The following is a 22,873-nucleotide window of genomic DNA, read 5'->3' as shown; positions in this document are numbered from 1 at the left end:
AGCACAAGCTAACAGAAGGACTGTGGATGGACGAGGTACTCACGGCCGTGGCCGATCCCACCCGCCGCGGCATCCTCCTTCTCACCCGCGACCGCGAGGTCGCAGCGGGCGAGATCGCCGTGCAGTTCCCGATGATCAGCCGACCAGCCGTCTCGCAGCACCTGCGCGTCCTGATCCACGCCGGCCTGCTCCACATGCGACGCGACGGAAGCCGCCGCCTCTACCGGCTCCGGGCCGAAGGCTTCGCCGAGGCGGCCGGCTTCCTCGACAGGATGTGGGCGGCCCGGCTCGACCACCTCAAGCATGAAGTGGAGAAGGAGCAACAAGGATGATCGAGCGCAGCATCCAGATCGACGCCCCGCCAGAGGTGGTCTGGCGCTTCTTCACCGATCCGGCGCGCATGGCCCGTTGGCTCGGCCCGGCCGATCTCGAGCCGATGCCGGGCGGCGAGCTGACGTTCCAGCTCACCGACGGCCCCGGACTCGTCGTGCGCGGCCACTTCACCGAGCTTCGGCCGTACGAGAAGATCGCCTTCACGTTTGGCTGGGAGCCGGCGCCGGGCGTGCCCGATCTGCCACCCGGCTCTTCCCAGGTCGAGGTGACCCTGTCGGCGCAAGCCGGCGGCACCCTGCTGACCCTGCGCCACACCAGTGTGCCACCCAACCTCGCCGAAAACACCAACGCCGGCTGGGCGGGCTTCCTTCATGCTCTCCGAGCCGAAGCCGCGAACGTCTAGAGATCTGCCGCAGCCGGCGGCGGCGCACTAGCTGGCCTGGGCGACCGGGTGGCGCCTCATCTCCTCCATGAAGGGGAACCGCGCGGTGAGTTCGGCGAGCGTGGTCCCGGCCCGCCAGGCGTCGGCCACCTGCGCCACCTGGAGCAGGTCGGTGGCGTCGCCACGGGCCTGGACCTCGCCGGAGACCCGGAGGTCGATCATGAAGTAGCGGGCCTGGGAGCCGAGCCCGACGCAGACGATCCCGCGGTCGGAGCTCAGCTCGGCGCAGGTGAACCGGGCCCGCCCGTGATCGGGGGCGCTCACCTGGCCGAGGTCGAGCTGGTGGCGGGCGGCCGTGTCGGTCAGCGCGGGGGCGAGTCCGCCCCGCTCGACCAGGTCCGGGTAGAGGCGCACACCCAGCGCCGTCGACACGTCGCTCATGAACTGACTCCCACTTCCTCGTGACAGAGACCAGCAGCACGCGGTTACGGGAATGTTTCCGGCGCGCCTTCGTCATCCTGTCCCCCTGGAGGCCCCACGGCAATAGGAACGGTTGATTCGGCCCCTGTCCGGGTGACATCGCCGCACCGGCTCGAGCGCGTCGGCCTGGTGGCCAGCACCTGGCGCGACGGGGGCGGGCGCCGCCGCTAAGCGCGCACCGGCGGCCGGCCGGCGGCGCCGCGTACGATCCAGGCCCATGGCGCGGATCCGGTGTGACTTCTTCTCCGAGGCGCTCGGCATGGGCACGTCGATGACCGTGCTGCTACCGGAACGGGCCGCCACGCAGATCGGCATGGCCGGCAGCGCCGCCGTCGGCGACCCGCCGGTGCTCTACCTGCTGCACGGGCTGAGCGACGACGACACCATCTGGACCCGGCGCACCGCGATCGAGCGGTACGTGGCACCGCTCGGGCTGGCCGTGGTGATGCCGCAGGCCGGGCGGAGCTTCTACACCGACGAGGCGCACGGCAACCGCTACTGGAGCTTCCTCAGCGAGGAACTGCCCGAGATCTGCCACTCGTTCTTCCGCCTGTCCGCCCGCCGGGAGGACACCTTCGTCGCCGGCCTGTCGATGGGCGGCTACGGTGCGATGAAGTGGGCACTGCGCGATCCGGGCCGATTCGCGGCGGCGGCCAGTCTCTCCGGCGCGCTGGACGTCACCCGGCGGCGGGACCACCCGACCAGCCCGGTCAACCCGGCGGTGTGGCACACCGTGTGGGGCGACCGGGAGGTGCCCGGCACCGACGACGACACGGTGGCGCTCCTGGAGCGCACGGGCTCCGACCTGCCCGCGCTCTACGTCGCCTGCGGCACCGAGGACTTCCTGTACGAGGACAACATCCGCTTCGTTGAGGCAGCCCGGCGGCGTGGGGTGCCGGTCACCATGGAGTTCTCCCCCGGCGACCACGACTGGGCGTACTGGGACGCAAAGATCCAGGACGTGTTGGCCTGGCTGCCGCTGCGCCGCGCCGTCACCGGCTGACCGGCGGGTCAGACGCCGACGGAGCCGTCGATGGCCTCGCGGAGGAAGTCCGCGTGCCCGTTGTGCCGGGCGTACTCGTGCATCATGTGCAGCATCACCAGGCGCAGCGAGACCTCCTCTTCCCAGCGTGCGTTGTAGGCGGTGACGTCGAGGGACTCCGCCTCCCGCTCGATGCGGCGGGCGTGCTCGACCTCCCGCTGCCACGCCTCGAACGCTTCCGACCGGTCGGCGGCGCTCGCGTCGTACGCCTCCTGGAAGTCGCCGGTCTCCGACCAGACCAGCGGGATGTCCTCGCCGTTGATCACCCGCCGGAACCAGGTGCGCTCCACCTCGGCCATGTGCCGGACCAGGCCGAGCAACGACAGCGTCGACGGCGGCGAGGACTGCCGGCGCAACTCCTCGTCGGTGAGCCCCTCGCACTTCATGGCCAGGGTGGCCCGGTGGAAGTCGAGGAATGCGCGCAGCGTCTCCCGCTCGCCGGCAAGCAGCGGCGGGCCGATCCGTTCAGTCTCCACGAGGGTCCTTCCGCGCAGGCGGCAGGCCTGCTCGTCGAGGGTTGGCAGCGGTACCGAGCGAGCCTAGTCTCAGCGCATCCGTCCACCTCCGAAGGGATCATGGATGTACGCCCACCTCCGACGTTCCGCGCTGGTCGCCTCGGCGGTCACCGCGGCGCTCGCCGCCGGCGGCACGACTGTCCAGGCGGCCGCCGATCCCTACGGCCACACCGCCACCGCGACGGTCTTCGCCCCGAACCCGGTGCAGCAACTCGGCGACCAGTCGCTGACCGACCAGAAGGACGCGGACTACCCGGCGCTGGCCGGGGCGTACCGGTCGGTGCTGCTGACCAACCTGGACGGTTCCGGCACGCTGACCGGGAAGTACGTCGTGGTCAAGAGCAGCACCGGCACGCCGGCCCGGGCGGTCGACAGCGCGTTCCCGGCGTGGCACCGCGACGCCGACCAGTTCGAGCAGGTCATGGGCTACCACTGGGTGAACACCGCCCAGGCGTACCTGCAGTCGCTCGGCTTCGGCAGCACGCTGCGCCCGGTCAACCAGCGGCAGATCGAGCTGCGCATCGGCCAGTACGGCGGCGACAACTCGTTCTTCCGGGAGGACAAGGCCAACATCACCCTGGGCAAGGGCGGGGTGGACGACGCCGAGGACGCCGAGGTGATCGTCCACGAGTACGGCCACTCGGTGCAGGACGGCCAGGTGCCCGGCTTCGGCACCACGCTCGAGTCCGGCGCGATCGGCGAGGCGTTCGGCGACTACCTGGCGGTCGCGGTGACCAGTTGGATCACCGGGGCGCCAACGCGGACGCCGGAGGCCTGCGTGGCCGACTGGGACTCCGTCTCGTACACCCGGACCGCCCCGCACTGCCTGCGCCGCCTCGACGGCACCAAGGTCTACCCCGCCGACCTGCGGGGCGAGGTGCACGCCGATGGGGAGATCTGGTCGCGGGCGCTGTGGGACATCCGTACCGCCCTCGGCGACCGCACGGCGACCACGCTCATCGTGGACGCGCAGTTCGACTTCGCCAGGGACACCACCTTCCGGGAGGCGGCGCTGGCGACCGTGGCCGCCGCGCAGCGGCTCTACGGCGCCCAGGCCGCGAACGCGACCCGCGCCGCGTTCGCCGCCCGCGGCATCCTGTGACCGCCGCTGTGGGCGCCGCCTCCCGCCGGGGCGGCGCTCACCGCAGCGACGACCGGGCCACCGGGAAGTCGAAGTACGTGTCCGGGTACGGCTCGTCGCGGTAGCGGTAGTGCCACCACTCCCGGGGATAGTTCTCGAAGCCCTGCGCGGTCATCAGCCGCTTGAGCAGCTCCCGGTCGGCCCGCGCCGGACCGGTGATCCGGGCGTCGGCGGTGTGGGCGCGCGGGTCGAAGCAGTCGAACCCGGTGCCCATGTCGACCGAGTTGTCCGGGAAGCGGCGCCCGGCGGGCGCGGTGCAGGGTTGCAGCGGCTGCCCCGGCACGTACGCCGGCTGGTCCGGGGTCGGCACCGGGACCAGGGTCAGGTCGAGGGTGCTGCCCCGGCTGTGCGCGGTCGGCGCACCGATGTAGCCGTCGGCGAAGAGCCTGGTCTTGGGCACGTCGGGATAGAACTCGGCCTTCATCTGCTGCTCGCCGGGGGTCTTCGCCCAGGCGACGAAGTCGTCCACCGCCCGCTGCGGGCGGTAGCAGTCGTACACCTTGAGGCTGCGGCCCTCGGCGAGGGCGGCGGCCTGGACCCGGTGCAGCGCCTCGGCGGCCGCCCGGGTGAGCAGGCACAGCGGTTCGGCATAGCCGGTGATCGGCCGGCCGACGAAGTTGTGCGCGGTGGCGTACCGGATGTCGGTGCGGATGCCCGGGTCGACGGCGGTGAGGTCGACGAAGTCGGCCGGCGCGCGTGGTCCGGCCGACGGGGTCGGTGCCGGGGTGGGCCGCGGCGCGGGGCGCTGGCAGGCGGTGATCGCGGCGACCAGCACGACCGCGATCGCCCCCACACGAACGCCGCCGCCGCCTCGTCTCCCACTCCCCACCTCGCCCTGTCTACCAGCGTCGCCGCCCAGAGCCGGGCACGAATTCCTGGAAAGGGTGGCCAGGGTCACCGCGTCGCGTCCCGGTGTGCCCCCAGCGGCCCGACCGTCCAGCCCTGGCGGTGGCACTCCGTCAGTAGCCGGGGCAGGGCGGCCAACGCGGCCCGCCAGGCACCCGGCGCGGCGGAGCACGAGGAGTCGTGCAGCAGGATCGTGCCTCCGCCGGAGAGCCCGGACCGGACGGTGGCGTACACGGTGTCGCCGGTGGCCTTACGGGTCCAGTCCCGGCCCCAGCAGCTCCACAGCACCGGTTCCAGCCGCAGCCGGCGCGCCGCCAGCAGGGTCGCGCCGGTGAGCACGCCGTACGGCGGGCGCAGGAAGCGGGGCGTCCGGCCGGCCACGCCGGCGATCAGCGCGTGGGCGCGCGCCAGGTCGCGTACGGTCGCCGCGGGCCCGCGCAGCAGCAGGTTGTGGTGCGCCCACCCGTGCACCGCCACCTCGTGACCCGCGGCGACGATGTCCCGGCCGAGCTCGGGGGCCCGCTCGAGCATCACTCCGAGCAGGAAGAAGGTGGCCCGCACCCCGTGCGCGGCTAGCACCTCCAGGAACCGCGGGGTCGACTCCGGGTCGGGACCGTCGTCAAAGGTCAGCGCCACCCGGTCCGGCGGGCCGACCCCGTGCAGGCCGGGCAGGAACCGCCGCCGGACGGCTGGCAGCGCGGTCACGACCGGCGCCACCTGCACCGCCGGCAGCGCGGCCGCCGCGGCCCAGGCGACGGGCCGGGCGCTCACCGGAGACCGCCGGTGGACTGCAGCAGCGCGGCCACCACGGCGACCGCGTCGCCGACCGAGTCGACCAGCCGGTGGCTGCGGTCGTCCACTCCGGCGCTCCCGGCCCGGCTCGCCACCTCGGCGACCAGGCTCGCCGGATCGTCCCGCTCGGCCGCGGCGACCTCCGCCCTGGTGCCCTCCGCCTCCCCCGCTCCCCAGGCGTCCGCCACGGTCAGGGCCAGCCGGTCGTCCAGCGGCAGGCCGGAGCGTTGCCGAGCCGGCCGCTGGCCGACGGCGGCCGAGCTGGCGAAGGCCCGCGACACGAGCGGCTGGACCAGTGTGAGGTCGACGTCGTCCGCGGGCTGCGGCTCGGCGTGCCGTACCGCGCAGTAGAGGTCCACGCCCTCGCACAGCCAGCTGGCATGGACGACGGAATCGGTCACGTAGGTGAGGAGCGGGACGGGCAGCCGCCCGTGCCGGCGCAGCGGCCCGAGGAGTTGGTTGGCGAACGGGTAGGTCGTCACCACCGCCCGGGTGTCCGGCGGGATTGACCGGCGCATCCGGCCCCGGAGCGGCCGGAGCAGCCCGCGGAGCACCGAAACGGACAGCCGGGATCGGCTGGTGAGGGCGAAGAGCGCGTCGTACCCCCACGGCAGCCGGCGCAGGATGCCTCGGTAGGCCTCCCGGACGACCCAGCGCGCCGGCCGGGGCAGCGCCTCCAGGAAGTTCAGCCGGTCCACCACGAAGCCCCGGCGGCGCAGCCGCCGCGTCAGCTCGGCGGCGGCCGTGTCGTGGCCCACGCCGATGTCCGCGGAGACCACCACGATCCGTCCGGTGCTCTCCATGTCGCCGCGCATACCCAGGGCCACGACATCCACGCGTCCGCCCTCAGATGGCCCGTCGCCGGACCAACAGGCGCAGGGCCACGTACCCGGGCAGCACCGGCAGCCAGAAGGTGGCCAGCCGGTAGATCAGCACCCCGGCGACCGCGGTGTGCACCGGCACCCCGTAGAGCAGCAGCCCGGAAACCAGGGCCGCCTCGGTGGCGCCCAGCCCGCTGGGCGTCGGCGCGACGGAGGCCACGCCCTCGCCGAGCGCGGAGACCAGCACCACGGGCGCGATCAGGGCCGGAGCGGAGGGCAGTCCGACAGCGAGCAACGCGAGCCAGAGCGCGGCCCCGTAGGCCAGGGTGAGCGCCACGCCGACCGGCAGCAGCCGCAGCATCCGCCCGCTGCGGACGAGCAGGCGGAGGGACTCGAGCGCCTGCCGCCGGGCCTGACGCACGCGGGCCCGCCACCGGCGTACGCCGAACGCCACCACGGCCAGCGCGAGCAGCGCAAGCACCACGAGCAGGAGGGTCCGGCCCCGACCGACGGCCGCACTGCCCAGGTGCTGCGCGGAGCCCGGGACGAACGGCACCAGGACGGGGAGCATCAGCGCGAAGGCGACCGCGCCCGCGGCCCGGTCCACGGCGATCGCGGTGGCCGCGACCGGCAGCGGCAGGCGCTGCCGCCGCAGGTAGCGGAGGCTGAGTGCGACCCCGCCGACGGCGCCCGGCGCGAGCCGGTTGACGAACGCCGACGCCACCTGCACCGCCACGGTGGCACCGAAGGGAATCCGGCCGGGCGCGGCGAGGCGCAGCGCCAGGGCACTGATCGGGTACGTCGCGGCGGCGGCGAGCAGCGAGCTGGCCACCGCCCACGGGATCGCGTGCCGCAGCGCCCCCAGCGCCATGGCCACCTGGCCGGACTGGGCGAACACGAGGTAGCCCAGGACGCCGAGCATGACGACCAGGAGCAGGCCACGGCCGGTGAACCGGACCAGCCGGGCCGGCCGGGGGGAGCACCCCGGACAGCGGTGGACGATCTCGTCGCGGAGTTCGTCGAGCAGGCCGGGCCGCGAGCCCAGCGCGTGTCGCCCGGCCTGGGACAGCAGCACGGGTTGCAGCCAGGGCAGGCAGTCGGCCACCGCGGCTTCACCCAGGTGGGTGGTCGCGGCCGCGACGGTGGGGCGTGCGCCGGCCAGGGCGGCGACCGTGACCAGCGGCTCGACCAGATCCCGGGCGCGCTGCTGGGGGCTGGCCCGGTCGGTGGCGGCGGCCAGCCCGACCAGCCGGGCCGCGGAGTCGGTCACCAGCACGCAGCCCGCGCGCAGGTCCTGGTGGGCGAGCCCGGCGCGGTGCAGCAGCGCCACCTGGCGCCAGAGGTCGGCGAGCGCGTCCGCGCCCAGTTCGCCGGGGCGGAGCGTGTCCAGCGGCCGCCCAGGTGCGAACTCCTCGACCAGCAGGCCCTCCCCGGCCGGGCCGGTGGTCATGTCCACCGGGCGCGGCACCCGCACCCCGGCGCGCGCGGCCCGGCGGAGCAGCTCCGCCTCGTGCTCGGCCTTCTGCGCCGCGGTGCTGTACGGCGGGCCGTCGGGGAGCTGGCGGTACCGCAGCCGCCGGTAACAGCGACGCAGACGGCCCGCGTCCCGCTGCCGGCCGGCGGTCAGCTTCACGAAGAGGCAGCGCCCGTCGTCGGTGGTGACCCGCCAGGGGCGGGAGCCCCGGCGGTCGCCGGGCAGGGGCTCGAGGGCCCGCACCGCGACACCCCGGTCGGCGAGGAGTTGGCGGACCCGCGCGGCGGAGCCGGCCCCGCCGCTGTCCCGCATGCTCCGACCATAGGGCCCGGCGGCGGACGTCGGGCCGCAACGCCGCCGATCCGTCCGGCGGCTGCCGGCACCTTGTACGGCAGGTCCTACGCGCGGCGGCGACCGACCCGGCGGGACCGGCTCCGGCGGGCAACCAGCGCGGCCACGAGACTGCCGATCGTCAGCGCGAGGATGCCGGCGACCGGCACGATGACCCGCCAGTCACCGTCGGCCATCCGCGCCAGCGCGGTGCCGGCCGGCCCCCGCCAGGGCGCCGGCGTAACTGTGGTCGACGGGGCCGGGGAGCCGCTCGGCGCTGCCTCCGCCGCGTCCAGCTCGCCGGGTTCGACCAGCCGGCCGACCGAGGCGTCCCGGGGCAGGGAGAATCCCCAGTCGAGCAGCTGGGCCCCCTGCTGCCAGCCGCGTACCGGGCGGGCCTCGGCGCCGAGCAGGGTGACCACCAGCCGCCGGCCGTCGCGCTCGGCGGCGCCCACGTAGCTGTGCCGGGCCAGCTGGGTGAAGCCGGTCTTGCCGCCGAGGGCGCCCGGGTAGCGGTAGATGAGTTGGTTCTCGTTCTGGATCTGGAAGCCGCCCTTCTTCAGGGCCGGCTGGGCCGGGATCTTGGTGCGCTCGGTGAGCGCGTACCGGCGGAACAGCGGGTTGGCGAAGCAGGCCCGCCCGATGAGCGCCAGGTCGTACGCGCTGGTGAACTGTCCCTTGCCGTCCAGCCCGGACGGGGTGACGGCGTGGGTCTGCCGGGCGCCGAGACGGTGGGCCTCCTCGTTCATCGCCCGCACCCCGCCGGGTACGCCGTCGTCGCCACCGCCGAGCCGGGCGAGCACATTGGCGGCCTCGTTGCCGGAGTTGAGCAGCAGTCCGAGCCACACCGTCTCGACCAGGTACTTTCCGCCGACGAGCAGGCCGACGGCGGAGCTGCCCGGTTCGATCTTCAGGTCGTCACCGGTCACGGTGACCACCTGCTTCGGGTCGAGCTTCGGCAGCATGGTGGCCGCGAGCAGCAGCTTCTGGGTGCTGGCCGGGGTTGCGTACTCGTGCGGCCCGCAGGCGCCGAGCACGGCGCCGCTGTCCAGGTCGGCGACCAGCCAGGAGGTGGCGGTGACTGCCGGCGGCGCGGCCACCCCGTCCGGCACGACCAGCCCGGGCGTGTCCAACCGCTCGCCACCCACCACCCGGTCCGCCGGCACGTTCGGCGGCGGCACCGGTCGGGGCGGGCGGGACACCTTCGGCGCCGGCGCCTTCGGGCACGGCACGGGCGCCCGGGCGGCCGCAGCGGCGGGAGCGAGCTGCGCGGCCGCTCCGGCCGGCGCGACCTGCCCGCCGGATCTCGGCGGCGCGGCGTGCGCGGCGGGCACGGAGGTCCCGGTGCCCAGGAGGACGGCGGCGGTGAGGGCGGCCAGGACCCGAGCTCTCATGACCAGGGAGACTAACCGCAAGATCGCTTCGTGGTGACACCCGTCGGGGTCCGCCACGCCAAGTCCTGCCACCGTCGCGCCGGGTCACCGGCGCGCGGGCCCACCGGACCGCCACCGCCGGCCGGCGCGTGTTCGCCGGCACCCCCGCCGACCTCGTCGCGCACGGTGCCACCCTCAGCGCCCGCCACCTGTGCGGCTAGTTACTAGGTGAACCGCTGACCGCGGGCGGCGGCCGGACCGGCTCGGGACCGGCGGCTCAGGGCAGCCGGTGCAGCCACCACCGCTGCCATGGGGTCTCCACGGCGCGGGGGTGGTGGTGGGCGCGTACCCAGGCCACCGCCCGCGCGGGGGCGAGCCCGTCGAGGACGGCAAGCGCGGCGAGGGCGGTGCCGGTCCGCCCGACGCCGCCCCGGCAGGCGACCTCGACCCGTTCCCCCGCGTACGCCCGGCGCCACGCCTCCCGCAGCGCGTCCCGTGTGTCGGCGGAGTCGAGCGGTACCCAGAAGTCGGGCCAGCGGACCCGGCGGTACGGCCAGGCCGGGGTCGGGCCGGCGGCCAGCAGCAGGGCGAAGTCGGCCGGCGAGGCGGGCGCGCCGATCCGACGGCCGCGTACGGTGGCGCCGCCGGGCAGCACGACCAGCCCGGCGGGGTCGGTCCAGCGCTCGCCCGCGTCCATCCGGTCATTGTGCCGGCTGCCGCCCGGCCCGTCGGCCCCGCACACCTGGGTGCCCGCCGGACGTGGTCCGGCGGGCACCCGTCGAGGTCCGGGCTCTTCCCGGTGCGCCTCGGTCAGCGCGGGCCCATCCCGAGGCGGCCGCGACGACGCCAGGCCAGGGAGAGCAGCAGCAGGACGACACCCGCGCCGGCGAGGCCGCCGCCGAGCTTCATCGGTGTGCTGAGGCTCGCCCCGGTCACCGGGAGGTTCTCATCCTTGTGCGGCGGTCGATGCGGCTTCGGCGGGAGGACCGTACCCGTGGCGGTGGCCGTCCGGTCGGAGGTCTCACCGGTGGCGGTGAAGGTGTACCGCCCCGGCCGGTTCGGCCGGTAGGTGCCAGTGAAGTTGCCAGCGCCGTCAACGGTCACCGTGAACTCGAGCGGTGCCGGCCGCGGCTGCGCCTGCGAGTAGGACACGTTCGCCAGCGCCATGGTGGTGCCGTCGCTGCGCCGCGCCGTTCCCTGGGCGGGCGCGGCCTGCGGCAGCCCCGAGATGCCGACGTGGATGTCCACTCTCTCGTTGTGGTCGAAGCCGGTGCCTTTGAGCGTGTAGGTTTCGCCGAGCCTGATGGTGGGCGGGCTGACCGTCAGCTTGGTGACGGGCGGCGGATAGACCGGTGGCTGCGGCTGCGCCGCCCCGGCCGCGGTCGGCGCGGCCGCCACGGCCAGGCCGACCGTGAGCGCCATGATGATGCGGGATAGCCGCATGTGGATTCCCTCCTACTGGTCACAGCTTGGTGCGGTAACAACTTGGGTGGTCCATGGGGTGACGGTGGGGGTGACTACCAGCTCGGCCGTGCCGGCGCCGGTCTGCCCGGTGAGCAGCGTGGCGTCGAGGGTCCGGGTCTGTCCCGGCTTGACCTCGAGGTTCGCCACGGTGACCTGGCGGCGACGGTCGGTCCCGCTGCCCATCGCGGTGTCCCGCCCGTCGAGCCGGCCGCCGAGCACGGCGCCGCCGGTGGGGCTGTACACCGACACGAAGGTGCGGGCCGTGTACGGGTCGCCGGCGAGGGCGGCGCCGGTGACCGACTTGTCCAGGCCCGACCGCGGCGCGGTGGAGTGCACCGTGACGCGCAGCCGGAGCTCCCGCCGCCCGTCGGACTGGCAGTCGCCGACCGTCAGGTTGGCCGAGAACCTCAGGTAGTAGCCGAGCTTCGCGCCGCTGCCGTCGTTGAGGAAGACGCCGACCATCGGCACGGTGTCCTTCTCGGGGAGCCTCCCGGTCAACGGGCTGTCGCCCAGGACGCGCTGCTCCTCGGGATGAACACTCCAGAACAATATCCGACGTTCAGCAGCAGAACGGACGAAAACGGTCAAAACTTCGCGGGGATTGGGTGCCTTGGCGAAGAGCGCGTCGAACACCGCCGACGCCGCCTGCGCGTAGTACGCGTCCTGGGCGTGCACGTCCAGGTCGCGGTAGGAGTCGCTGAGCAGCGTCCGGATCACGGTGTTCGCCGCCAGGGACGGGCGGCCGGGCACCGCCACCGGCCCGATGACGCCGAGCAGGTACGACAGCACCACCGGATCCACGGCCAGCACCCCGTCCACCGTGGTCCCGGTACGCCGGTGGACCATCTCCCGATAGAGCGCCGCCGCGGTCGGGAAGTCGGGACTGAGGTTGACGTCCGCCGGAAAGGCCCCCGGCAGGTCGGACCAGAGCCGGCGCATCTCCGCGTCCACCCGCAACGGCGGGTCGAAGTACTGCATGCTGGCGGAGGCGCCCTGCCCGGTCATCCGGATCTTGCCGCCGTCGGCGCTGATCACGGCATACGCGCCGAACATCCCGCCGGTGGCGCGCAACTCCGCCGGGTTCTGCGACACCAGCAGGTAGCGGCGGGGACCGTCGGCGCCGAGCAGCGGCGGCAGCAGCCGGGCTCCCTGGTCCGCGGCGGCGGTCAGGCCGGCGAGCCGGTCGAGTTCGGCACGCAGCCCGGTCAACGCGTCGCGCACCTGCCCGACGAGGTCGTCGGTCGGCACCGCCCGCAGCTGCTCGGTCGTCTCCCGCACCGCTCGATCCGCCGCGGACACCTCGGTGGACACGGCGCGCAGCCGGGCCAGGTCGAGCCGCCCCTCCTTGGGCACCAGCGAGGCGAGGTCGATCCGGAGCAGGGTCGGGAAGGCGAGCCGGGCGAGGTCGTCCACCGCCACCGCGATCCGGCGTACGGCGGTGAGGTTGTCCCCGGCGTACGGCGTCTGCCGGCCGAGCCACCAGCCCGGGTCACCGGTGGCGCGCTTGGCGGCGGCCGCCTGCGCCTGGAGCGCGGCGAGGGTCCGCTGGGCCCGGCCGGCGTCCCCACCCACCACCTGGGCGCTGAGTTCCTTTGCCAGCCCGGCGGCGTTGAGCAGGTGGGCCCGGGCCTGCCAACCCCGGAAACCGACCCAACCACCCAGCGTCAGCAGCAGCGAGACGACCACCAGCCCGATGAGCAGGACGCGCCGGACCCGAGCCCGGGTCCGCCGTCGGGACCTTGGCCGCCGACCACGCGACACACTGCTCTCCCCCACACCACACTCCCAGGGCCGAATCGGACAGACTTGTCGATGCATCGCTTTCTAGCACGAAACACCACAGCATCGACCCGATATCAGGCAGTTTGCTGGTCCGCGTCCTGGTTTGCGATATCGGTTCGCCTCTATCGGCGGGCGCGCGCCGGCGCCGAGACGTCCTGGAGCATCTGCTCGATCCGGTCGACGCCGGCCCGCAGCGACATCTCCCGCAGGTAGGCGTCCCGCCCCCGGCGGCCCATGTCGACCCGGGCGGGCGGCGGGATCGTCGACGCCAGCCAGAACCGGTCCGCCAGCGCGGCCCAGTCCTCCGGCGCGCAGGACAACCCGGCCCGGACCCGCTCCACGAGCGCCACCGTGTCGCCACCGGCCGAGGCCACCACCGGAGAAGCGCAGGAGAGGGCGGCCTGGAGCTTGCCGGGCACCATCCCGCGCAGCTCGGGCAGGTCGCGCAGCATGACGAGCTGGTAGTCGGCCGCCGCGTACAGCGCCGGCATGTCCAGCGGTGAGCGTCGCTCCACGAAGCGGACGTTGTTCGCCCGGAGCTCGGCGGCGAGCCCCCGCACCCGCCGCTCCTCCGCTCCGGAACCCACCAGGACCAGATCCATCCGGTCGTCCAGCGCGGCCGCCGCGCGCACCGCGGTCTCCAGGCCCTGCCGTACGCCGATCGTCCCCGCGTGCATCACCACGCACCGGCCGTCACGGCGGATCAGCTGCCGCGCGGCCGGGCTGGGCTCGGTCGGCCGGAAGATCCGTTCGTCGGTCCAGTTGAGCACCACCCGCACCCGGTCCGGGTCGGCGCCGCCGGAGACGACCAGGTCCCGCATGGACGGCGCGGTGACAGCGATACCGCCGGCCTCCTGATAGATCCGGCGCAGGGTGGCGCCGAGCCGCCCCGACCACCGGCGGCCCTCGTCGGGCCCGGACGAGTCCTCCTCCGACCAGACGTCCTGCACGTGCAGCACGGTCGGTACCCGGCCGAGCAGCCGGAACAGGGCGGCCGCGGCGAAAGTGGCCGCCGGCAGCTGGAAGACGTACAGGGCGTCGACGTCACCGAGGTAGCGGCGGCCGGTCAGCGCCACACTGCCGGCGAAGGAGAGCCAACTGGCCATCCGTGCCCCGGCCGAGCCGTCGCCGCCCGCGTACCGGGGCACCCGGCGGACGGTCAGCCGCTCGCTGTGCGTCTGGTGCCGCCACCGCTGCCGCCAGCCCGGATAGACGTGACCGCCCGGGTAGTCCGGGAAACCGGTGAGCACGCGTACCTCGTGACCCCGGGCGGCCAACTCCTCGGCGAGGCTGCCGGGTATGAACGCCGGCTCCGGCGGGAAGTGGTAGGACAGAATGCCGATCTTCATGGCCGCGCTCCCGGTGCGGTATCCCGGCGCCCGACCCGACGCACCCCGTACCATGCACGCATCCCCTCTGCGTCCGGCCGCGATCGCCGGAATTCCGCCGTCGCGGCGATCAGCCGCGCCACCATGCCTACGAGAGGGGTGCAGATGGTCGACGGGGTGCTCTTCGTCTGCCACGCCAACCTGTGCCGGTCCCCGATGGCCGAGTTCCTCGCCCGGCGGCTGCTCCGCGATCTCCCGGTCACCGTGACCAGTGCGGGCACCGACGCCGTCGACGGCGGGACCATGCACCCGTACGCCGGCGCGGTCGCGGCCAGGACCGGCGCGGATCCGGCGGCGTTCCGCACCCGGCGGCTGCGCCCGGAGCATCTGACCCGGGCCACGCTGGTGCTGACCGCCACCCGGCGACAGCGTTCCGTCTGCACCGCGCTGGCCCCGGCCGCGCTGCACCGGACCTTCACCCTTCGCCAGTTCGCCCGGCTGGCCGCCGCGGCCGAGGCCCCCGCCGGGGGCAGCGGTTCCCCGCTCCGCGTGGCGGTGGCGGCGGCCGCCCGCGCCCGGGGACGGCTGCAACCCGCCACCCTGGACGCGGACGACCTGGGCGACCCGATCGGTGGCTCACCCGCCGACTTCCGGCGCTGTGCGGAGGAGATCGAGCGGTCGATCCGACCCGTGCTGGCACTCATCGGGACAGCCGGGTGAGTTCCTGGGTGCGGTCGCCCAGCGGCGCCTCGGGCTCGCCGCGCCGGGCGACACCCGCCCGGTCGGTGGGTACGGACGACGCTGCCGGCGGAACGACCACCTTGTACGCCTCGTACTGGTAGGCGTCCGCCCGGGCCACCTTGGCCATGTTCAGCACACAGCCGAGCAGGCGCACCGACACCGAGTGCAGTGCCCGGGACGCGGCGGCCACCTGGCTGCGCGAGGTCCGCCCCTGCTGGGCAACCAGCAGCGCGCCGTCCGCCTGCACGGCCACCACCACGCCGTCGGTGACGGCGAGCAGCGGCGCGGTGTCGATGACCACGATGTCCGCCGACTCCCGCAGGGCGACCAGCAGGTCCGCCATCGCCTTGGAGCCGAGCAGCTCACTCGGGTTGGGCGGGGTGGCGCCGCTGGGGAGCACGAGCAACGACTTGTCGCCCCACCGCTGCACCACGTCGCCCACCTGGACGTCACCCACCAGCACGTCGGTGAGGCCCACCCCACCGTCGACCCCGAGGTAGTCGGCGACCTTGGGACGGCGCAGGTCGGCGTCGATGAGCAGCACCCGCCAGCCCGCCTCGGCCAGCGCGATCGCCGTGTTGCAGGCCATGGTGGTCTTCCCCTCGCCCTGCAGGGCGCTGGTGACCGCGATGACCCGGGCCGGCTCGTGCACGTCCACGAAGCGCAGGTTGGTGCGCAGCTTGCGGACCGCCTCGGCGCGGGGCGAGTTGGCCGCCTCGCCCACGATCAGTGGAGCCGCCTTGGCGCCGGACTCGAACGGGATCTCGCCCAGCAGCGGGCTGCCGGTCACCCGCTGGAGCGCGGCCGCGTCCCGCATCCGGACGTCGGCGACGCCCCGCAGCACGGCCAGCCCCGCGCCGAGCAGCAGGCCCAGCAGTCCGCCGATGACCAGGTTGCGCACCGGCTGCGGCGCCACCGGGCTGGAGGTCACCCGGGGACCGCTCACGATCTCGATCTTGACCGGTGGCGACTTGCCGTCCGGGGGCGTCTCCACCTTCCGCACCAGCTCCACGAACTTGGCGGAGAGCGCCTCGGTGGTCTGCAGCGTCCGGGTCTGGTCGGTGTCGGTGAAGGTGGCCTTCAGCAGCACCGTGCCGGCCTCGGTGGAGGTGCTGATCCGGCGCTGCACCTGGTCGGCGGTGAGCCCGAGCGGGCTCTCCGTCACCACGCTCTGCGCCAGCCGGTCGCTGGTCAGCAGGTCGGCGTAGGACTTCACCCGCTGCTGGAGGAAGAGGCCGCCCTGGTAGGCGTCGGTGACCCCCTGGCTGGGCGTGGTGACGAAGAAGGTCACCGAGCCCTGATAGCTGGGTGGGGTGCGGACCGTGATCAGAGCGGCCGCCCCCACGGCGACCATCACGGTGACCAGAACGATCCACCAGTGGCGTCGGACCAGCCGCAGGTAGCTGAGAACGTCCATCACGCTCCCCCTCGCGACACGCCGATCAGCCGATGAAACTGCACGAAAGCCCCCTAAAACGCCCAGTTGCCATGCCAGGATCGAAAGTGCATATACATCACAGTAAGCGACCGGACGAATGTAAACGATTAGAAGCGCTCATACGGTCTAAATCCTTCCATTCCGGGTTCGGACGCAGAGGACATCCATGGATCGCGAAGCAACCGCCGCCGCCCGGCCCCGCGACTGGGTCACCCGCCGCACGGCCACCCTGTCTCTGTTAACGCTGGACACCGCCGCGTGGTGCGGCGGATTTCTCGGCGCGGCGTGGACCCGTTACGAGTTCGAGCTGACCGCCGTCCGCGGCGTCCGGGTGCTGACCGTGGCGCTCGGCTGCGCCGCGCTGTACGCGGTGCTCACCCTGCTTCGCTTCCGGATGTACGGGCGGCACCCGATCGGCAGCGCCGGCGAGGCCCGCGGGCTGGCCGGCCGGGCCGCGACCGCCGCGCTGGCCACCCTGGCCTGCCTGCTGCTGCCGTGGACCGAACGGCCGACACCGGCCACCACCCCGCTGCTCGGCGGCGCGGTCGCCCTGGTGCTGATGGCCGCCGGCCGCGCCGCCTGGCGGACCCGGCAGGAACGACACCGCCGGCCGGTCCGCGCCGCGGAGCGGTGTCTGGTCTACGGCGTGGACGCGGCCAGCGAACGCCTGGTCCGGGTGCTCCTCGGCGATCCGCAGGGCCGGTACCAACCGGTGGGCCTGCTCGACGACGACCCCGCCAACCGGCGGCTGCGCCTGGAGGGGCTCCGGGTGCTGGGCGGCCGGGAGCAGATCGGCTCGGCGGTGCGGGCGACCCGGGCCGGCACCGTGATCTTCTCGATGAGCGGCTCGGACGCGGCGCTGCTGCGGGACGTGCGCGCCCGCACGCTCCAGGCCGGCGCCGCGTTCAAGGTGCTGCCCCCGGTCCGCGAGCTGCTCGACCGTCCGGTCGCGGTCACCGACATCCGGGACATGCAGCTCACCGACCTGCTCGGGCGGGCGCAGCGGGTGGCCGAACTGACCGTGGAACGCAGCGGCCTGGCCGGGCGGCGGATCCTGGTCACCGGCGCCGGCGGCTCCATCGGCTCCGAGCTGTGCCGGCAGATCGCCCGCTGCGAGCCGGGCGAGCTGATGATGCTCGACCGGGACGAGTCAGCCCTGCACGCCCTGCAGATGTCCCTGCACGGGCGGGCGCTGCTGGACGGCCCGGAGCTGATCCTGGCCGACATCCGCGACGCCGAGGGCATCGCCCGGATCATCGCCGACCGGCAGCCGGACGTGGTCTTCCACGCGGCGGCCCTCAAGCACCTCACCATGCTCCAGCGGCACCCCGGCGAGGCGATCAAGACCAACGTCCTGGGCACCCTCAACGTCCTGGAGGCGTGCCGGGACGTCGCCGAGTTCGTCAACATCTCCACCGACAAGGCGGCCAACCCGACCAGCGTGCTCGGCTACTCGAAGCGGATCACCGAGCGGCTCACCGCCCACTTCGCCGACCAGTTCGGCGGGGCGCACCTGAGCGTCCGCTTCGGCAACGTGCTCAGCAGCCGGGGCTCCGTGCTGACCGCGTTCCAGGCGCAGATCCGGGCCGGGGTGCCGATCACCGTCACGCACCCGGAGGTGACCCGCTACTTCATGACCGTGCAGGAGGCAGTGCACCTGGTGCTCCAGGCGGCCACCATCGGCCGCGGGGGTGAGGCGCTGGTGCTCGACATGGGCGAGCCGGTACGCATCGCCGACGTCGCCCGCCGGCTCGCCGCCGAGGCGGACCACCCGGTCGACATCGTCTACACCGGGCTGCGGCCGGGCGAGAAGCTGCACGAGCACCTGTTCGGCGCCGACGAGGCGGACAGCCGGCCGCTGCACCCGCTCATCTCGCACGTGGCGGTGCCGTCGCTCGCCCCCGAGGAGGTACGCGGGCTGGACCCGTACGCCGACCCGGACGAGTTGGTCAAGCGGCTGGCGGCGCTCTGCGACCATGTCCACGCGTCGCTGCCGGTGCTGCCCGGGCAGCGCTGAGCCGGGCGTGGTGGGCGCTTCCGCCCCGCCGCGCTGGCCTCTGCTCCGACGGCTGAGCGAATCGTCCCACCGGCCCGGATCGGCACTGCCGCCGCCGCCGGGATAGGGTCGAAACCGGTGTGCCGGGAAGTCTGGTCGGCGAGTTCCTTGCCGTCGACGAGCCGGAGTTGGACACCGTATGACCAACCGCACCCCGCGCACCCGCCTGCCCGAACGCCTCCTCTCCCGCCGTTCCTGGCCGGAAGCACGCTTCCTGGCCGACGTGCTGCGTACCGAAACGGTGGGCGGCGGGCTGCTGCTGCTCGGTGCGGTGATCGCGCTGGCCTGGGCCAACTCCCCCTGGCGGTCCGCGTACGCGGAACTGGGCCGCTGGGTGCCGTGGCCCGGCGGCGGGGCGCTGCACCTGGACCTCGACCTCGCCGCGTGGGCCGCGGACGGCCTGCTGGCGATCTTCTTCTTCGTGGTGGGCCTGGAGCTCAAACGCGAGTTCGTGGCCGGGGACCTGCGGGACCCGCGGCGGGCGACCGTGCCGGTGGTCGCCGCGATCGGGGGCATGCTGGTGCCCGCCCTCTGCTACGTCGCGGTGCTCCTCTCCACCGGCGGGGCGGGACTGCGCGGCTGGGCCATCCCCACCGCCACCGACATCGCCTTCGCCCTCGCCGTGCTGGCAGTGGTCAGCTCACACCTGCCGCAGGGGCTGCGCGCCTTCCTGCTCACCCTCGCGGTGGTCGACGACCTCTTCGCGATCATCATCATCGCGGTCTTCTACACCGCCGATTTCCGACCGTTGCCGCTGCTCGCGGCGCTGGCACCGATCGCCGTCTTCGCGCTGCTGGTGCAGCGGCGGCGGACCTGGTGGTGGGCGCTCATCCCGCTCGCCGGGCTCGCCTGGGCCCTGGTGCACGCCTCCGGGGTGCATGCCACGGTCGCCGGGGTGCTGCTCGGCTTCACCGTGCCCGTGCTGCCGTCCCGGGCCGGCGGACCGGGTCTGGCGGAGCGGCTGGAGCACAGGTGGCGACCGGTGTCGGCGGGCCTGGCGGTGCCGGTCTTCGCGTTCTTCGCGGCCGGCGTGTCGCTGGTCGACGTCGACCTGGGCGCGGTGCTCACCGACCCGGTCGTGCTCGGGGTCGCCGCCGGTCTGGTGCTCGGCAAGACGGTCGGCGTGTTCGGCTCGACGTTCCTGCTCGCCCGGTTCACCCGGGCCGAACTCGACGAGGAGATCACCTGGGCGGACCTGCTCGGGCTGGCGCTGCTGGCCGGCATCGGCTTCACCGTCTCGCTGCTCATCGGTGAGCTGGCCTTCGGCGCCGGCAGCCCGGAGGACGACCGGGTGAAGATGGCCGTGCTGCTCGGCTCGCTGATCGCGGCCACGCTGGCCTCGACCGTGCTGCTGCGCCGCAACCGGGTGTACCGGCGAATCTCGGAGCGGGAGAGCCGGGACGCCGACGGCGACGGCATCCCGGACGTCTACCAGGATCGGTCCGCGTAGCGCCAGCAGTGCGCGGGCCCGCCGCGTCCGGTCAGCGCCGGCGGTCGGCCGGATGCTCCTCCTCGGGCTCCTCCCGCTCCTCGGTCTCCTCCTCGACCGCCTCGGCGTAGGGCTCCATGAGGTCGTCAGCCGGCACCACAAGCCACTCGGTCCGGTCCTGCTCGTTGGCGCGCCCGCCGGGCGGCGGCTCGGGAGCGGTGGGGTCCCCGGCGAAGCCGTACTCGTTGGGCTCGTCGTGCCTGGCCATGCGCTGACCTCCCGGTCGTCCGAAGGTTCGCCTCTCCTGCCGCCCACGCTAGGCGTCGGCCGTCACCGCCGCAGGGCGGCGCAGATCTTCGTACCCGGCGGCGGCCGGCAGAATCACGCACGCCCGACGCGGGCCGTGCCGCCCGGTGCGGGAACAGGCTCCGGCGGGCGCCGCCGCCGCGACCCACGCGGTCGCGGCGGCGACACCGCGCGGACGGCTCAGGTCAGCTCGTGGACCGCCTCCAGGATCAGCCACAGGCCGGAGATGGCGAAGAGGATCGCCGCGCCGTACCGGATGGTCTTCTCCGGCAGGTGCTTGCCGAGCAGCCGGCCGACCATGATCGCCAGGGCGTCGGCAGCCACCATGCCGATCGTGGAACCGAGCCAGGTCCCGAACCAGCCGTACTTGGTGGCCAGGGTGATGGTGGCCAGCATGGTCTTGTCACCCAGCTCGGCCAGGAAGAAGGCGACGCCGACGGTGATGATCGCGGACCTGCTGCTCTTCTCGGCCTTGCGCTTCTCCTCCTCGGTGAGCTTGTCGCCGCGCAGGGTCCACGCACCGAAACCCAGGAATGCCACACCGGCGATGAGCGAGATCCAGGTGGTGGGCAGCGCCGCGTGCAGCCCGTACCCGATCGCCACCGAGGCCAGGTGCACAATGGCGGTGGCGACGGTGATGCCGATGAGCACCGGCACGGGCTTGAACCGCGTGGCGAACGTGAGGGCCATGAGCTGGGACTTGTCGCCCAGCTCGGCGACGAAGATGACGCCGAAGCTGATCACCAGCGCGACGAGGAAACCGTCCATGTGAACCTTCCCGATCAAGCCGGGAGGAGGTACAGGGGCGCCCTCGACCCGGCTGCGACAGCCTGAGTCGAAGGTCTCGCCCGCCCCGGGAACCGGGGCCGCGTGGCCGGATGCGGGACGCACCAGTATGTCGACCACGACATTGGGGGCTACTCCCCTTCGCGCCGCCCAGCCTAACCCACCCCGGCCGGCGGGGTAGCCGCGGGTGAACAGGCTCACCGCGGCGGCCCCGGACGCTCAGTCGGCCCGGGCGAGAGTGACGCCGAACAGTCCGTGCGGGTCGGTCCAGAACGCCTGCGTGGCGAAGCCGGCGTCGGTCAGCTCGGCCGCGATCCCCTCCGGGTGGAACTTCGCCGAGATCTCCGTCCGCAGCTCCTCACCCGCGGCGAACCCGACGTCCAGGTCCAGCACGTGCACCCGCATCGGGCGTTCGGCGCGCAGCCGCATCTCGATCCACTCGTGCTCGGGATCCCAGACCGCCACGTGGGTGAACGCCTCCGGGTCGAAGTCCGCCCCCAGCTCCCGGTTGATCACACGGAGCACGTTGCGGTTGAAGTCGGCGGTCACCCCGGCCGCGTCGTCGTAGGCGGGCACGATCACCTTCGGGTCCTTGACCAGGTCGGTGCCGATCAGCAGCCAGTCGCCGGCCTCCAACGCGGCGCGCATGGCGGTGAGGAACTCGGCCCGCTCGACCGGCAGCAGGTTGCCGATGGTGCCGCCGAGGAACACCACCAGCCGCCGGCCGCCGGTGGGCAGCCGGTCGAGCTGCCGGGTGAAGTCGCCGACGATGCCACGTACCCGCAGCCCGGGGTATTCGGCGGCGATCCGCTCGGTGGACTCCCGCAGCGCGCTGACCGACACGTCCAGCGGCGCGAAGGTGCCCAGGCCTCCGTGGCGGGTGAACGCGTCGAGCAGCAGCCGGGTCTTCTCCGACGAGCCGGACCCCAGTTCGATCAGCGTCTTCGCCCCGGTCACCTCGGCGATCTCGTCGGCGTGCTCGGTCAGCACCGCCCGTTCGGCCCGGGTCGGGTAGTACTCCGACAGCCGGGTGATCTCGCCGAAGAGTTCACTGCCGCGGGCGTCGTAGAACCACTTCGGTGGCAGCCACTTCGGCTGCGCGGTCAGCCCGACCCGTACATCCTCCCGCAGGCTGCGGTCGAGGTCCTGCTCCGCCAGGTAGATCTCCAGTGGCTCCGCGCTCATGAGGTGCCCCTTCCGTTGCCCGAACGTCCTGCCCTACCCGTGGAAACGTTGCTTCAGGCGGCCACCAGATCCCGGGTTCGCACCCCGGTCGCGGTCGCCACCACCAGCCGCCCGTCCGGCACCGCCTGCCAGCCGGGGTCGTCGTCGAGAGGTTCCGAGGCCAACAGCACCGACTCGGGGGTACGGCGCACCGACAACGCGTGCCCAGCCACGCTGGCCACCGCCGTCGTACCGTCGGTGAGCAGCAGGTTCATCCGCGACCCGGGCGCGACCCCCGCGACCGCCGCGACGGTGTCGGCCACCGCCCGCGCCGGATCCTGCCCGGCCCGCAGCCGGTGCCGGACCAGCGCCCACAGCAGCGCGGCGTCGGTCGGCGCGTCCAGCGTCAGCAGGTCGCGGACCGGCAGCTCGGCGGCGAGCGGCACCACCGTGTCCGGCCAGCCCCGGACCACGCCGTTGTGGCTGAACAGCCAGCGCCCCTCGGCGAACGGGGCGACGGCCGTCTCCTGCACCGGCATGCCGACCGTCGCGGACCGGACGGCGGCCAGCACCGCACCGGCGACCGTGACCGCCGCGAGCCCGGGCAGCGTGGTGTCGCTCCACAGCGGCTGCGCCCGCCGGTAACGGACCGGGTCGCCGGTGCCCGGGTACCACCCGACGCCGAAGCCGTCGGCGTTGATCGTGCCGCCGCCGCGCATGTCGCGCGGCGCCCAGGACTGCCGCAGCAGCCCGTACGGCGGGTCGTACAGCAGGCTACGCAGGCTGACCAGCGGACCGAGGTACGCCAGGTGGCGGCACATCAGGTGGAACCGCCGCTCACGCCGCCCCG

At 73.8% G+C, this 22,873-nt stretch carries 23 protein-coding genes; 7 read left to right on the top strand and 16 right to left on the bottom strand.

The window, feature by feature from the left end:
• Positions 1-26: 26 nt before the first annotated feature.
• Together A6A27_RS05575 and A6A27_RS05570 are read left to right on the top strand one after the other, a co-directional pair.
• Positions 27-332: an ArsR/SmtB family transcription factor gene (locus A6A27_RS05575; RefSeq protein ID WP_073833453.1), complete on the top strand. Its 306-nt coding sequence runs from the start codon at positions 27-29 to the stop codon at positions 330-332.
• A complete protein-coding gene (locus A6A27_RS05570; RefSeq protein ID WP_073833451.1) occupies positions 329-736 on the top strand; it encodes an SRPBCC family protein in 408 nt (135 codons plus the stop codon). The genes A6A27_RS05575 and A6A27_RS05570 overlap by 4 nt, the downstream gene beginning before the upstream one ends.
• 27 nt (positions 737-763) lie before the next feature.
• Here A6A27_RS05570 and A6A27_RS05565 read toward each other — a convergent pair whose 3' ends face one another.
• On the bottom strand, positions 764-1,156 hold the full coding sequence (locus tag A6A27_RS05565) for a hypothetical protein (protein ID WP_073833450.1): 393 nt from the start codon (positions 1,154-1,156) through the stop codon (positions 764-766).
• Positions 1,157-1,412: 256 nt separating this feature from the next.
• On the opposite strand from A6A27_RS05565, the gene A6A27_RS05560 reads away from it, so the two are divergent.
• Complete coding sequence (locus A6A27_RS05560; RefSeq protein ID WP_073833448.1) at positions 1,413-2,198, top strand: alpha/beta hydrolase; 786 nt, start codon at positions 1,413-1,415, stop codon at positions 2,196-2,198.
• Positions 2,199-2,206: 8 nt separating this feature from the next.
• On the opposite strand, the gene A6A27_RS05555 is transcribed toward A6A27_RS05560, so the two are convergent.
• Positions 2,207-2,713 carry a DinB family protein gene (locus A6A27_RS05555; RefSeq protein WP_073833447.1) on the bottom strand — a complete coding sequence of 169 codons (507 nt, stop codon included), beginning with the start codon at positions 2,711-2,713 and terminating at the stop codon, positions 2,207-2,209.
• Between the two features lie 103 nt (positions 2,714-2,816).
• Here A6A27_RS05555 and A6A27_RS05550 point away from each other — a divergent pair, with 103 nt between their 5' ends.
• Complete coding sequence (locus A6A27_RS05550) at positions 2,817-3,854, top strand: M4 family metallopeptidase (RefSeq protein ID WP_073833445.1); 1,038 nt, start codon at positions 2,817-2,819, stop codon at positions 3,852-3,854.
• A 37-nt stretch (positions 3,855-3,891) separates the two neighbouring features.
• On the opposite strand, the gene A6A27_RS05545 is transcribed toward A6A27_RS05550, so the two are convergent.
• The 9 genes from A6A27_RS05545 to A6A27_RS05505 all read right to left on the bottom strand — a co-directional run bounded on the left by A6A27_RS05545 (position 3,892) and on the right by A6A27_RS05505 (position 14,124).
• Entirely contained in the window at positions 3,892-4,677 is a 786-nt protein-coding gene (locus tag A6A27_RS05545; protein WP_443189949.1) for a M15 family metallopeptidase, read from the bottom strand.
• A gap of 110 nt (positions 4,678-4,787) precedes the next feature.
• Positions 4,788-5,510 carry a polysaccharide deacetylase family protein gene (locus A6A27_RS05540; RefSeq protein ID WP_073833442.1) on the bottom strand — a complete coding sequence of 241 codons (723 nt, stop codon included), beginning with the start codon at positions 5,508-5,510 and terminating at the stop codon, positions 4,788-4,790.
• Positions 5,507-6,367 (bottom strand): UDP-N-acetylglucosamine--LPS N-acetylglucosamine transferase, encoded by an 861-nt coding sequence (locus A6A27_RS05535; protein ID WP_241825090.1) that lies wholly within the window; start codon positions 6,365-6,367, stop codon positions 5,507-5,509. The genes A6A27_RS05540 and A6A27_RS05535 overlap by 4 nt, the downstream gene beginning before the upstream one ends.
• Before the next feature lie 10 nt (positions 6,368-6,377).
• On the bottom strand, positions 6,378-8,138 hold the full coding sequence (locus tag A6A27_RS05530) for a lysylphosphatidylglycerol synthase transmembrane domain-containing protein (protein WP_073833441.1): 1,761 nt from the start codon (positions 8,136-8,138) through the stop codon (positions 6,378-6,380).
• Positions 8,139-8,224: 86 nt separating this feature from the next.
• Positions 8,225-9,550: a D-alanyl-D-alanine carboxypeptidase family protein gene (locus tag A6A27_RS05525; protein ID WP_073833440.1), complete on the bottom strand. Its 1,326-nt coding sequence runs from the start codon at positions 9,548-9,550 to the stop codon at positions 8,225-8,227.
• 256 nt (positions 9,551-9,806) lie between these two features.
• Entirely contained in the window at positions 9,807-10,226 is a 420-nt protein-coding gene (locus tag A6A27_RS05520; RefSeq protein ID WP_073833439.1) for a protein-tyrosine phosphatase family protein, read from the bottom strand.
• A gap of 113 nt (positions 10,227-10,339) precedes the next feature.
• Positions 10,340-10,972 (bottom strand): hypothetical protein, encoded by a 633-nt coding sequence (locus tag A6A27_RS05515; protein WP_073833438.1) that lies wholly within the window; start codon positions 10,970-10,972, stop codon positions 10,340-10,342.
• Positions 10,973-10,984: 12 nt separating this feature from the next.
• Positions 10,985-12,754, bottom strand: coding sequence for a DUF4012 domain-containing protein (locus tag A6A27_RS05510; RefSeq protein ID WP_241825089.1), 1,770 nt, complete (start codon positions 12,752-12,754; stop codon positions 10,985-10,987).
• A 143-nt stretch (positions 12,755-12,897) separates the two neighbouring features.
• Complete coding sequence (locus A6A27_RS05505) at positions 12,898-14,124, bottom strand: glycosyltransferase family 4 protein (protein WP_073833435.1); 1,227 nt, start codon at positions 14,122-14,124, stop codon at positions 12,898-12,900.
• A 123-nt stretch (positions 14,125-14,247) separates the two neighbouring features.
• Here A6A27_RS05505 and A6A27_RS05500 point away from each other — a divergent pair, with 123 nt between their 5' ends.
• Positions 14,248-14,823: an arsenate reductase/protein-tyrosine-phosphatase family protein gene (locus A6A27_RS05500; protein ID WP_241825088.1), complete on the top strand. Its 576-nt coding sequence runs from the start codon at positions 14,248-14,250 to the stop codon at positions 14,821-14,823.
• Here A6A27_RS05500 and A6A27_RS05495 read toward each other — a convergent pair.
• Entirely contained in the window at positions 14,804-16,261 is a 1,458-nt protein-coding gene (locus A6A27_RS05495; RefSeq protein WP_073833434.1) for a polysaccharide biosynthesis tyrosine autokinase, read from the bottom strand. The two genes, A6A27_RS05500 and A6A27_RS05495, sit on opposite strands and share 20 nt — an antisense overlap.
• Positions 16,262-16,448: 187 nt before the next feature.
• On the opposite strand from A6A27_RS05495, the gene A6A27_RS05490 reads away from it, so the two are divergent.
• Positions 16,449-18,299, top strand: a complete 1,851-nt coding sequence (locus A6A27_RS05490; protein WP_073833432.1) for a polysaccharide biosynthesis protein — start codon at positions 16,449-16,451, stop codon at positions 18,297-18,299.
• Positions 18,300-18,477: 178 nt separating this feature from the next.
• A complete protein-coding gene (gene nhaA / locus A6A27_RS05485) occupies positions 18,478-19,788 on the top strand; it encodes a Na+/H+ antiporter NhaA (RefSeq protein WP_073833430.1) in 1,311 nt (436 codons plus the stop codon).
• 31 nt (positions 19,789-19,819) lie between these two features.
• Here the strand turns inward: nhaA and A6A27_RS05480 are convergent, their stop codons facing one another.
• From A6A27_RS05480 to egtC, 4 genes are all read right to left on the bottom strand, one after another.
• Positions 19,820-20,035, bottom strand: coding sequence for a hypothetical protein (locus tag A6A27_RS05480; protein WP_073833429.1), 216 nt, complete (start codon positions 20,033-20,035; stop codon positions 19,820-19,822).
• 218 nt (positions 20,036-20,253) lie between these two features.
• Positions 20,254-20,841 carry a TMEM165/GDT1 family protein gene (locus A6A27_RS05475; RefSeq protein WP_073833427.1) on the bottom strand — a complete coding sequence of 196 codons (588 nt, stop codon included), beginning with the start codon at positions 20,839-20,841 and terminating at the stop codon, positions 20,254-20,256.
• 237 nt (positions 20,842-21,078) lie between these two features.
• Complete coding sequence (gene egtD, locus A6A27_RS05470; RefSeq protein ID WP_073833426.1) at positions 21,079-22,044, bottom strand: L-histidine N(alpha)-methyltransferase; 966 nt, start codon at positions 22,042-22,044, stop codon at positions 21,079-21,081.
• A 53-nt stretch (positions 22,045-22,097) separates the two neighbouring features.
• Entirely contained in the window at positions 22,098-22,844 is a 747-nt protein-coding gene (egtC, locus tag A6A27_RS05465; RefSeq protein WP_073833424.1) for an ergothioneine biosynthesis protein EgtC, read from the bottom strand.
• Positions 22,845-22,873: the final 29 nt, after the last annotated feature.

Origin of the sequence: Micromonospora sp. CB01531 (genome assembly GCF_001905095.1) — a bacterium.
Classification (GTDB): Bacteria; Actinomycetota; Actinomycetes; order Mycobacteriales; family Micromonosporaceae; genus Micromonospora.
Note: the sequence above shows the minus strand (reverse complement) of the source record. Positions and strands in the feature narration are given on the sequence as shown.

Coding starts and splice junctions, on each gene's coding strand:
- A6A27_RS05505 (WP_073833435.1), bottom strand. CDS start 14,124: ATGAAGATCGGCATTCTGTCCTACCACTTCCCGCCGGAGCCGGCGTTC.
- A6A27_RS05495 (WP_073833434.1), bottom strand. CDS start 16,261: ATGGACGTTCTCAGCTACCTGCGGCTGGTCCGACGCCACTGGTGGATC.
- A6A27_RS05525 (WP_073833440.1), bottom strand. CDS start 9,550: ATGAGAGCTCGGGTCCTGGCCGCCCTCACCGCCGCCGTCCTCCTGGGC.
- A6A27_RS05575 (WP_073833453.1), top strand. CDS start 27: ATGGACGAGGTACTCACGGCCGTGGCCGATCCCACCCGCCGCGGCATC.
- A6A27_RS05490 (WP_073833432.1), top strand. CDS start 16,449: ATGGATCGCGAAGCAACCGCCGCCGCCCGGCCCCGCGACTGGGTCACC.
- A6A27_RS05520 (WP_073833439.1), bottom strand. CDS start 10,226: ATGGACGCGGGCGAGCGCTGGACCGACCCCGCCGGGCTGGTCGTGCTG.
- A6A27_RS05570 (WP_073833451.1), top strand. CDS start 329: ATGATCGAGCGCAGCATCCAGATCGACGCCCCGCCAGAGGTGGTCTGG.
- nhaA (WP_073833430.1), top strand. CDS start 18,478: ATGACCAACCGCACCCCGCGCACCCGCCTGCCCGAACGCCTCCTCTCC.
- A6A27_RS05475 (WP_073833427.1), bottom strand. CDS start 20,841: ATGGACGGTTTCCTCGTCGCGCTGGTGATCAGCTTCGGCGTCATCTTC.
- A6A27_RS05480 (WP_073833429.1), bottom strand. CDS start 20,035: ATGGCCAGGCACGACGAGCCCAACGAGTACGGCTTCGCCGGGGACCCC.
- A6A27_RS05565 (WP_073833450.1), bottom strand. CDS start 1,156: ATGAGCGACGTGTCGACGGCGCTGGGTGTGCGCCTCTACCCGGACCTG.
- egtD (WP_073833426.1), bottom strand. CDS start 22,044: ATGAGCGCGGAGCCACTGGAGATCTACCTGGCGGAGCAGGACCTCGAC.
- A6A27_RS05560 (WP_073833448.1), top strand. CDS start 1,413: ATGGCGCGGATCCGGTGTGACTTCTTCTCCGAGGCGCTCGGCATGGGC.
- A6A27_RS05530 (WP_073833441.1), bottom strand. CDS start 8,138: ATGCGGGACAGCGGCGGGGCCGGCTCCGCCGCGCGGGTCCGCCAACTC.
- A6A27_RS05500 (WP_241825088.1), top strand. CDS start 14,248: ATGCCTACGAGAGGGGTGCAGATGGTCGACGGGGTGCTCTTCGTCTGC.
- egtC (WP_073833424.1), bottom strand. CDS start 22,844: ATGTGCCGCCACCTGGCGTACCTCGGTCCGCTGGTCAGCCTGCGTAGC.
- A6A27_RS05550 (WP_073833445.1), top strand. CDS start 2,817: ATGTACGCCCACCTCCGACGTTCCGCGCTGGTCGCCTCGGCGGTCACC.
- A6A27_RS05515 (WP_073833438.1), bottom strand. CDS start 10,972: ATGCGGCTATCCCGCATCATCATGGCGCTCACGGTCGGCCTGGCCGTG.